At 31.1% G+C, this 10,025-nt stretch carries 10 protein-coding genes and 1 pseudogene; 4 read left to right on the top strand and 7 right to left on the bottom strand.

The genetic code is table 11. The features are described from left to right. Positions 1-329 precede the first annotated feature (329 nt). A pseudogene (locus tag FLACOL7796_RS23750) lies at positions 330-656 on the bottom strand (YbaB/EbfC family nucleoid-associated protein); the annotation flags it as partial. 138 nt (positions 657-794) lie between these two features. Between FLACOL7796_RS23750 and FLACOL7796_RS23745 the strand changes: the two are divergent. From FLACOL7796_RS23745 to FLACOL7796_RS23730, 4 genes are all read left to right on the top strand, one after another. Further along, positions 795-2,855, top strand: a complete 2,061-nt coding sequence (locus FLACOL7796_RS23745) for a S9 family peptidase (RefSeq protein WP_173973242.1) — start codon at positions 795-797, stop codon at positions 2,853-2,855. 70 nt (positions 2,856-2,925) lie between these two features. Continuing rightward, the gene (locus tag FLACOL7796_RS23740) at positions 2,926-3,966 is read left to right on the top strand and encodes a PLP-dependent cysteine synthase family protein (protein WP_065447924.1); all 1,041 of its coding nucleotides are present in this window, start codon (positions 2,926-2,928) and stop codon (positions 3,964-3,966) included. Between the two features lie 374 nt (positions 3,967-4,340). Continuing rightward, positions 4,341-5,267, top strand: a complete 927-nt coding sequence (locus FLACOL7796_RS23735) for a LamG domain-containing protein (RefSeq protein ID WP_173973241.1) — start codon at positions 4,341-4,343, stop codon at positions 5,265-5,267. Positions 5,268-5,665: 398 nt separating this feature from the next. After that, the gene (locus FLACOL7796_RS23730; RefSeq protein ID WP_173973240.1) at positions 5,666-6,583 is read left to right on the top strand and encodes a LamG domain-containing protein; all 918 of its coding nucleotides are present in this window, start codon (positions 5,666-5,668) and stop codon (positions 6,581-6,583) included. A gap of 100 nt (positions 6,584-6,683) precedes the next feature. On the opposite strand, the gene FLACOL7796_RS23725 is transcribed toward FLACOL7796_RS23730, so the two are convergent. The 6 genes from FLACOL7796_RS23725 to FLACOL7796_RS23700 form a co-directional block, all read right to left on the bottom strand. After that, entirely contained in the window at positions 6,684-6,881 is a 198-nt protein-coding gene (locus FLACOL7796_RS23725) for a hypothetical protein (protein ID WP_173973234.1), read from the bottom strand. A gap of 400 nt (positions 6,882-7,281) precedes the next feature. Further along, positions 7,282-7,755: a hypothetical protein gene (locus FLACOL7796_RS23720; RefSeq protein WP_173973239.1), complete on the bottom strand. Its 474-nt coding sequence runs from the start codon at positions 7,753-7,755 to the stop codon at positions 7,282-7,284. Between the two features lie 85 nt (positions 7,756-7,840). Beyond that, entirely contained in the window at positions 7,841-8,395 is a 555-nt protein-coding gene (locus FLACOL7796_RS23715) for an HD domain-containing protein (RefSeq protein WP_173973238.1), read from the bottom strand. Positions 8,396-8,430: 35 nt separating this feature from the next. Further along, positions 8,431-8,802: a hypothetical protein gene (locus tag FLACOL7796_RS23710; RefSeq protein ID WP_173973237.1), complete on the bottom strand. Its 372-nt coding sequence runs from the start codon at positions 8,800-8,802 to the stop codon at positions 8,431-8,433. 91 nt (positions 8,803-8,893) lie between these two features. After that, a complete protein-coding gene (locus tag FLACOL7796_RS23705) occupies positions 8,894-9,316 on the bottom strand; it encodes an SMI1/KNR4 family protein (RefSeq protein ID WP_173973236.1) in 423 nt (140 codons plus the stop codon). Positions 9,317-9,478: 162 nt separating this feature from the next. Then, positions 9,479-9,901, bottom strand: a complete 423-nt coding sequence (locus FLACOL7796_RS23700) for a hypothetical protein (protein ID WP_173973235.1) — start codon at positions 9,899-9,901, stop codon at positions 9,479-9,481. Positions 9,902-10,025 lie beyond the last annotated feature (124 nt).

Raw genomic sequence — 10,025 nt, 5'->3', positions numbered from 1 at the left:
AATCTGTATCAAATATCAAGACATATCAAGAGAATAAAGCTGATATTTGTCAGTCGAAAAAAAAAACTACGCAAACGTTTTCTGTTGAAAATCATTATTTTATGCGTAAAAAATGGTATTGAAAAGAGGTGTAAAAGAGATAAGACGCATTTTTAAAACAGCAAAAAAAGGGACTGAATTTATGGCGATTAAAAAAGAGAAAAGGCAGAACTATTTCGATTGCAACAAAGAAATTTTAAAAGAAAAAAAGGATAGAAAAGGCATAAAAAAATCCGATTCATTTAGTTGTAAATGAATCGGATTTTATTTTAAAAGAAGTGATTTTGGTCTTATTTGAATAAATTATCCATTCCTGGAATCATTGGCATATCCATTTTTGCAACAGCATCAAGTTCTTGCTCGTTAACGCTTGTAGCTCTTTCTATTGCTTTGTTTAGCGTTACTACAAGGTAATCTTCTAATTGTTCTTTATCTTCAAGCAAAGAATCATCAATAGAGATTGATTTTACTTTTCTATTTGCAGTTAATGTTACTTTTAGTAAGCCGTCAGCACTTTGTTCATCAATCAAAACAGTATCCAAACGCTTTTTTGTATCTTCAATTTTTTGTTGGGTTTCTTTAAGTTTACCCATCATTCCCATTAAATCCATTTTTGTTGATTTTTTAAATTGTTTCGTACAAAATTAGTATATTGCTTTATGATATCAATAGAATATTTTATGAAAAAATTAATTTGGTTCTGTTGGGTTTGTAGTATTTTTGCTCCTTCGTATTTAAAAACTAATGCTTAATCAATGCAAAACGATATAATGGCTCCACAAGCCAAAGAAATTCCCAAATCATTAAAAAAACATAAAGAAACAAGAATTGATAATTATTTTTGGTTAAATGACCGCGAAAATCCTGAAGTTATAGACTATTTAAATCAGGAAAACTCTTATTACCAAAATATGACATCGCATACAAAAGACCTTCAGGAGAATTTGTATGAAGAAATGAAAGGCAGAATTAAAGAAGATGATTCATCAGTTCCTTATTTCTATAATGGTTATTATTACATCACCCGTTTCGAAACAGGTCAGGATTACCCCATATTTTCAAGAAAAAAAGGAAGCCTTTCGGCAGATGAAGAAATCTTATTCAACTGTAATGAATTGGCAAAAGGACATGCTTATTTTAAACTGGGAGGTTTAAGTGTGAGTCCGGATAATAAATTTGCAAGTTTTGGAGTAGATGTCGTAGGAAGAAGAATTTATACTATTCAGATCAAAAACTTAGAAACAGGAGCGATTTTATCAGATAAAATCGAGAATGCAACCGGAGGATCAGTTTGGGCAAATGACAACAATACTATTTTTTATACCAGACAAGATCAGGTTACGTTAAGAGCAGATAAAGTTTTTAGACATAAATTAAATACAGATTCAAAAGAAGATGTTTTGGTTTTTAATGAAACGGATGATACTTTTAATGTTTCTGTAAGCAAAGAAAAATCAAGAAAATATATCGTTATTGGTTCAGGAAGTACCTTAACAACCGAGTACAGAATTTTGAATTCTGACAATCCGGATGGAGAATTTGTTGTGTTTCAGCCTCGTGTACGTGGTTTAGAGTACAGTATTTCTCATTTTGAAGACTCTTTTTATATTCTAACCAATAAAGACAAGGCGACGAACTTTAAGTTGATGAAAACGCCTGAAAATAAAACAGGAAAGAAAAACTGGGTAGATCTTATTCCGCATCGTGAAGATGTTTTGTTAGAAGATATCGAAATCTTCAAAAATTATTTGGTTGTCGAAGAGCGCTCAAACGGATTAAATCATATTCGTATTATGCCGTGGAATGGTCAAGCGGATTATTACCTTCCTTTTGGCAGCGAAACATACAATGCTTATACCACAACCAATATCGATTTTGATACTGATGTTTTGCGTTACAGCTACCAATCGCTGGCAACGCCTTCGTCTGTTATTGATTTTAATATGACGACTAAAACCAAAGAAATCCTTAAGGAACAACAGGTTTTAGGCGGAAAATTTGATAAAGAAAATTATATTGAAGAACGTGTTTGGGCAACTGCCAGGGATGGTGTAAAAGTGCCTATTTCGATGATTTATCGTAAAGGATTGCAGAAAAACGGTAAAAATCCGTTATTGCTTTATGCTTACGGATCGTACGGAATTACAATGGATACTTATTTCTCGTCGACAAGACTTTCGCTGTTAGATCGTGGTTTTGTTTACGCCATCGCACATATTAGAGGTGGAGAAGATTTAGGAAGACAATGGTATGAAGACGGAAAACTGTTAAAAAAGAAAAATACCTTTACAGATTTCATCGATTGCTCTAAATTTGTAGTTAACGAAAAATTTACATCTCCTGAACATTTATATGCAGAAGGAGGATCTGCAGGAGGACTTTTGATGGGTGTGATTGTAAATGAAGCTCCGGAATTATATAACGGAGTGATTGCTCAGGTGCCTTTTGTAGACGTTATTACAACAATGTTAGACGATAGTATTCCGTTAACAACTGGAGAATACGACGAATGGGGAAACCCAAACAATAAAAAATATTACGATTATATGTTATCGTACTCACCGTATGATAATGTAAAAGCGCAAAATTATCCCAACATGTATGTTTCTACCGGATTGCATGACTCTCAAGTACAATATTGGGAGCCAGCTAAATGGGTGGCAAAGTTGAGGAATCTAAAAACAAATAATAATCTTTTATTTTTAGATACCAATATGGATGCCGGACATGGCGGAGCTTCGGGACGTTTTGAGGCTTTAAGAGACTTAGCAAAGGAATTTAGTTTTTTATTAGATTTAGAAAAAATTAAAAGCTAATTAGAAATTTTTTGTTAAATTTGCAACCTATCAAGGGTATTTAAAAATACCTTCGATTAACTATTTTTTTATGAAAGAAGAAATAAACGCTTATAATAATGTTTTAGAGTTAATAGGTAATACCCCACTTATTAAGCTAAATAAAATTACCGAAGAGTTAGAAGGTAATTTCTACGCAAAGGTAGAAGCTTTTAACCCAGGACATTCCTCAAAAGATAGAATAGCGTTATATATTATCGAAGAAGCTGAGAAAAAAGGAATCCTGACACCAGGTGATACTATCATTGAAACGACATCAGGAAATACCGGTTTTAGTTTAGCAATGGTAAGCATTATAAAAGGGTATAATTGTATTTTAGCAGTAAGCTCAAAATCATCGAAAGATAAAATTGACATGTTGAGAAGTTTAGGAGCAAAGGTTTATGTTTGTCCCGCACACGTTTCAGCAGATGATGAGAGATCTTACTACAACGTAGCCAAACGTTTACACGAAGAAACAAAAGGCTCGGTTTATATTAATCAGTATTTTAATCAATTAAATATTGATGCCCATTATAACACAACAGGTCCTGAAATTTGGGAACAAACAAAAGGACAAATCACACACCTTGTAGCTTGTAGCGGAACCGGAGGAACAATTTCAGGAACTGCAAAATTCTTAAAAGAGCAAAATCCAAATATTAGAATTCTAGGTGTAGATGCTTTCGGTTCAGTTTTAAAGAAGTATCATGAAACAAGAGAATTCGATAACAAAGAAATTTATCCGTATCGTATCGAAGGTTTAGGTAAAAACCTAATCCCATCTGCGACAGATTTCGATATCATCGACAAGTTTATTAAAGTAACTGATGAGGAAAGTGCTCACTCTGCAAGAGAGATTACCAGAAAAGAAGGATTATTTGTTGGATATACTTCTGGAGCAGTAATGCAGGCAATCAAACAATATGCAGAAGAAGGTGAATTTACTAAAGATAGTAATATTATCGCTATTTTCCCAGATCACGGTTCTCGTTATATGAGTAAAGTATTTAGTGATGACTGGATGAACGAACAAGGATTCTTTGACAGTGTTAATGAAGAAGAAGTTCAAAAAATTGAATTTGTAAAGTAACCAGATTACTTTTTTAGATATAAAGCTCCATTTGTAAAAGCGAATGGAGCTTTTTTTATGCTTTTTTATGCAATTTTTTATCAATGAATAAATTGTAGAAAATCACTATGTGGCTGAGTGTTAATATTTTGGTTTTATTTGTGAATACCGTATTTATACGTAAGAAATTATGGTTTTGTATGATTTTAATTTATTGTTTTAATAAATTAACTATAACTATAAATAAATACAATTAAACCTTGTGAATCATCAATTTTGGTTATTTAAACGATTATTTAGGTTCGTTGTCGAATAAATTTTAGGTCGCATACATAATAATATAGTTTAGCAGTGTTAAAAAAATATAAGGTTTTTTAATCCCTAAATCTACTATTATGAAAAAATTACTACTCACTCTAATGTTTGTAAGTTATTTGAATGTTAATGCTCAAACCCCAATTCAGGAGTTTAATTTCGATGGGACTTTAAATAATACAAGTAATACGACTTCTTTTATTGGTGCAAACAATTTTGTTGCAGATAGAACCGGATTGGTAAAAGGAGCACAACGACTAACGAATAAAGCTATGGAAGCCGTGGTTGATGATCTTCCGCAAGGTAATAGCCCAAGATCCGTTAGTGTATGGGTAAAACTAAATGATATTGCTTCGGCAAATTATATTTGGGGTTACGGTACGGCGTATAATGCGCAATACTGTGGCTTATTACAGCAGGGAACAACTTCTTCAAGCTCCGATTTAAGTTTAGCAGGTTGGGGAGCTTCAAATGATGTTATTGTTTCTGTGCCGCTTGCAAAAGATATCTGGTATAATTATACAATAACGTACGACGGAAAAGTGTCTAAAATATACCGTAACGGAGAATTACTAAAATCTGAAGAAGGAATTACACGTTCTACTAAAGGTAATATTTTTAGACTGGGCGAAATTAATACCACAGTGGGTATTAATGCTGATATAGACGATTTAAAGATTTATAACATTGCCCTGACAGGCGAACAAGTAACAACATTGTACAATAATTCTAAAAGTGTTGTTAACATGGTAGCAGTTGCCGAGCCGACTGCTGAGAAAACAGTGAAAAAAACAACAGTAAAAGCAAAAACCGTTGCCAAGGTTGCTCCATCTGCTATTATTAAAACAAGTGATATTAATGATGTAGCAAAAAATGTTGAGGTATTTTCACAAGGTCAAAAAATTTATGGAAGCAATAATAATACTACAAGTATAAGCGATCTTCCTGAAGGAACATATTTGTTGAAAATAACAAACACTCCCTTAAAAAAGATAACTTCAAATTAGAAACATATTTTTAGTTTAAATAGTTAGTTAATTTTTAAGTCTCAGTTAATTTTTTTGGATAGTGAAGAGCCTTGTAAAGTTCAACTTTAGGAGGCTTTTTGATTATTGCTACAATTGCAAATGATTTTTTGTAAAGATGTTTTTACAAATAATAGTGCCGGTGTTAGTTATTTTTGATTTTTGTTAATTTAAATAAGAATATCGTACTTATACTCAGTAACAGTTTGGTAACTTTGAATAAAAGTTATAGTTTTAACAAAATTTTTGAAACTATAATTAAATTTTAAAAGAGTTTGAATTTATTTATTAGATTCAAAATTTGTTGAATTTATAGATTAAAATATAGTTTGGTGTTTTCGAAAAAGCACTATTTTAAAATCCCCTAAAATCTGTCAAATATGAAAAAATTATTACTGACATTACTGTTTGTAAGTTTTTTAAATACGAATGCCCAAAATCCTGTTCAGGAGTTTAATTTTAATGGAAACCTGAATAGTGCCGATAATACAATATCGTTTCTTGGTGTTGCCAATTTTGTAAATGACAGAATGGGCGTTGCAAAAGGTGCACAGCGTCTTACCAATAAAACGTTGCAAGGTATGATAGGTGATCTTCCGCAGGGAAATAAGCCCAGATCAATATCAATTTGGGTAAAGTTTAATGCTATTAATGCTGTAAACTATATTTTTGGCTACGGAACTGCCGTAAATACGCAATACTTTGGTTTAGTACAACAAGCCGTTGCTGCTGGTAATGCTGATGTAAGTTTGGTAGGTTGGGGAGATACTAATAATGTTATCGCTTCGGTTCCGCTTTTAAAAGACGTTTGGTATCAATATAGTGTTACTTACGACGGAAATACTTCAAAAGTGTACCGTAATGGTCAATTGTTAAAATCGGTTAATGAAATCCCTCGTTTAACCAAAGGCTATATTTTAAGGCTTGGGGTAATAAACACAACAACCGGAATCAATGCTGATGTAGATGATCTTAAAATTTATAATGTTGCCATGACAGATGAACAAGTGACGGAATCTTATAATAGCTCGAAACCAAGTGCCACTGGCGAAACTGAAATTGTTCAAACGTCTAATACAGTAAAAAAAGCTAATCCTGCAATAAGTGCAAAAGCTACAGTTGCAGCAAAGTCTCCGGCTTCTGGTTCTGCAAATGCGACAGAAACAAATTCTGGTTCTAAAACGGTTGAGGTTTTTTCTCAAGGAAGAAAAATAGCCGGAAGTAATGCTTCTAATATTGGAGATTTACCGGAAGGGACTTATTTGATAAAAGTGACAAATAATCCTGCTAAGAAGTAATTAAAAATATAATCAAATGTTCATTTCTAATTACATTTTTAGAATGACATTAAAGTTTTGCAAATTAAAACGCCTTCTAATGTGTAGAAGGCGTTTTTTATTATTTTTTTTTCTGTTGTCCGGGAGCATATGCTTTTGCACTTTTACTTCCTGACATTTTTTTTGCTTGTCCGGGCGGAATTTTTTGATTACCATTATTGCTATTTTGAACATGAGTACTACAACTAACGACGCTAATAACAACAAATAAAATAACCATAATGATTACGGCAACTTTAGTGTATTTAGATGTTTTCATAAATATCTTTGATTTTTGTTTTCGAACAAATATATGTGATAATATGAGTTTTAAACGATCCAGATGCTATTTAGAGTATATATAAACTATGAAACAAAGCAAAGACCCGATCGCTCGGATATGGCAGATTTAGACAACGATAGGGCGAAAATTCTTTCCGTTCCCGCAAAGTATATCAATTTAGAAGAACTAACTTAAATTAATTTCTAAATCTGCATGATTCTCATTAAAGTAGAGAAACAATCTCTCAATTTAATAGATTTCTTTAATTATGACTTTTCTTGTGTCTTATAGCAACGGGCACGGAAAGAATTTCCGCGCTATCGTTGCGTTAATATATCCGAGCGATCGGGATTTTTTAGAAACAGCTTAACATAAAATAAATAGTTTTCTGCTATTATTATATCTTGGTCATTGTTTGTTTTCTTTCTTTTCTTCTTATATTAATCAATCCAAATAAGCTTGGTATTATTGATAAAATAAATATTGGAGTCATCCAATAGTCGCGCATTTCATAAGAAAAAGGATTATTTACTATGTTGTCTTTTCGTCTGTACATTATTTTATTTTTTACAGAACTTATTCTCCAAATTGGAATTTCACTTGTATTTTGATTTTCAACTATGCTTTTAGAAATCGTAATTCCACTTTTTAATTTATCAGATTTGCAATACCCATAAAATATCCAGGAAGTCTTATTACTGCTGCTGCTCATTGGCGGTATTTTTTCGTTTACCACCAATACATCTCTATGATAGTATTTTTGAGGATTAAATGAAGCAAAAAATATCTTAGTTTTTGTAAAATCATTTAGTACTTCAATTCCTGTAACTGCTAACCCTAAAAATAATAGTATTAGGCAAAATGTTTTCATAATTTGAGTGCGAATTTGTCTTAGTTCCGTAGCCAGGTACTATTATATAATACAAATATTTTCATCCTTATAGAGATAACTCTTTTTAAAAGTGCTTTACGTAATCATCGATTCTTTGTTTTAATCGATTGGCGAGATAAGTATTTCCTTCTTTTAAAGTATCGTAAATTAATATCGACTCTTTATGATATTCTTTTTTCTTTTCTGTTGTCCAGTAATAGGGAGGGGAATATAGATTGCAAATTCTGTCGGCCATTTTTACAGCCCATACTTCTTTAGGCTGTTGTTGTATTCTAAACAAGCTATCTGTCATTTGTTCGTTTTTATTTTCTAAAGAAGTATTCTTGGTTAAAGCACTAACTCCGTTTGCGATTTGTTCTCCAAATAACTCTTTAATCTTTTCAAATGTAGCTTCGGTATCTTCGATTGTATCATGCAATAATGCGCAGGAAATGGCAAAATCAGCATCTATATTTTCTTCAAAATTAAATGAGTTTATAATCTCGAAAGTAACACTGCCAATGTGGTTAATGTATTCAATTTGTAGATTCTCTTCGTCTCCTCCGTACTTTTGTCCTTGGTGAAGTTTCGAAATCAAGTACCAGGTTTTTTGCAGATTATCTATTGACCATTTTTTCATAAACTATTTTTCTATAAATTTTTAATATTTGTAAGTTACTCAATTTCTAATACACCATAAATATAATAACCCCAATATTCCCGATATTCATCAATATCAAAAATTATCATATAACATTTATTGCATTCCTTAGGTTGAAAGAATTGATACCGATATAAAAAATTCCTTTCGGTATTATTCAGGTTTTCAAGTTTACTAATTTGATGTTTTGCTAAAGTATCTGTAGTTATTTGTTCGTTTTTAATTAAATCATTCAACAAAAATGAAGTCTCAAATGATAAAATTACTTCATGTTTTATTCCGCCATTGACACAATAAAAACTAAAATTTAATTTTGAAAAAAGATTTTCGGCAGAGAAACTATTTTTGCCTAATTGCACTTTTTTTATAATCGAGATTTTATTCATGTTTAATTTTAATTCAATAAATTAATCTAAACTTTGGTATCTTGTTTTGAGACATTTGTGTAGCTTTTCATGACAATTTGTAGATTAGGAGTTAGATAGTTTTTTCTTGTAACCCATTTATAAAATCTTCGAAGTTATTGGCTACGAATTCAAAAGTATCATTTTTTGCTTTCCACTCCATTTCCATTTCATATAACAAAATTTTATCCATAGATTCTTCATCAAATGATATACAAAATACCCAACCTCCATTATCTATAGCAAACGGCAGTTTTTTTCCTAAGCCTTCTTCCTTGAATTCTTTGATAAAATCGTACATCATCCTATAAGTTATAAATTGTGAAATCTCAAATAACTTTCCATCATTATTTATAAACTTATTTTCCTTTACTGACAAATCAGCATATTCTGAAATAAAATCTCTAATGGTATGAGGTATTTTGATGCCAATTTCATTTTCAATTCTAATAAATTGATGTGGTAAAAACCTATCGCTTAATGTTAGCTTTCTCATATTTTAATCATTAATTTTTGAATAATATTTTTCTAATCGAGCTATTCACCAGAGTTTCTCATTCCAGAAGTTTAATCTAAACCTTGGAATCCTGTTTTGAGACATTTCCAAATGATTATTTTTCCTAAGGATTTTTTGTTAAATTGTAATTTATAAGATTCCTTATTTTTTCAAAATTTTAGGGATGAAGATATAGCCAAGAATTATTAGAATTACTATCGCAACACTAGCATAATCCACGAAACCATAGTAGTTTCTTACTTGTTCTCCATTACGTTTTAGCATCCTTACGGATTGAGGATCGCCGTAATGAAGTTTTCTAAACACAACAGTATCTCCAATTAAAAAACCGTATTCTATGGTATCACTATCTCCACCATCTTCATATTTTTTTCCGTTTTTATCGACAATATTATAAGTATGTATTCTGGCTGAGTTACCACTTCTTTTGTATGAATCACTATCATAAATAACACCTTTACCCATGTTATTTTCCTTGCTATAAGTAATATTGTTAATAATCCTCGTAAGTAATACAAGAAATACTACGAATATAAAACCATGAAAAAGTATTTTTCCTCCCATTTGCTTAATGATCAAATTTTGATGAAACTTTAAATTATTTTTTTTGAATATTTTCTAAGTAATAAATATAAGATCGAGAATATAGAAAATAGAAAGAGAAAAGGTTCTATTAAATATTTTATAT

This window comes from Flavobacterium bizetiae (genome assembly GCF_902804475.1).
GTDB lineage: Bacteria > Bacteroidota > Bacteroidia > Flavobacteriales > Flavobacteriaceae > Flavobacterium > Flavobacterium bizetiae.
This window is presented reverse-complemented; position numbering and strand designations above follow the sequence as displayed.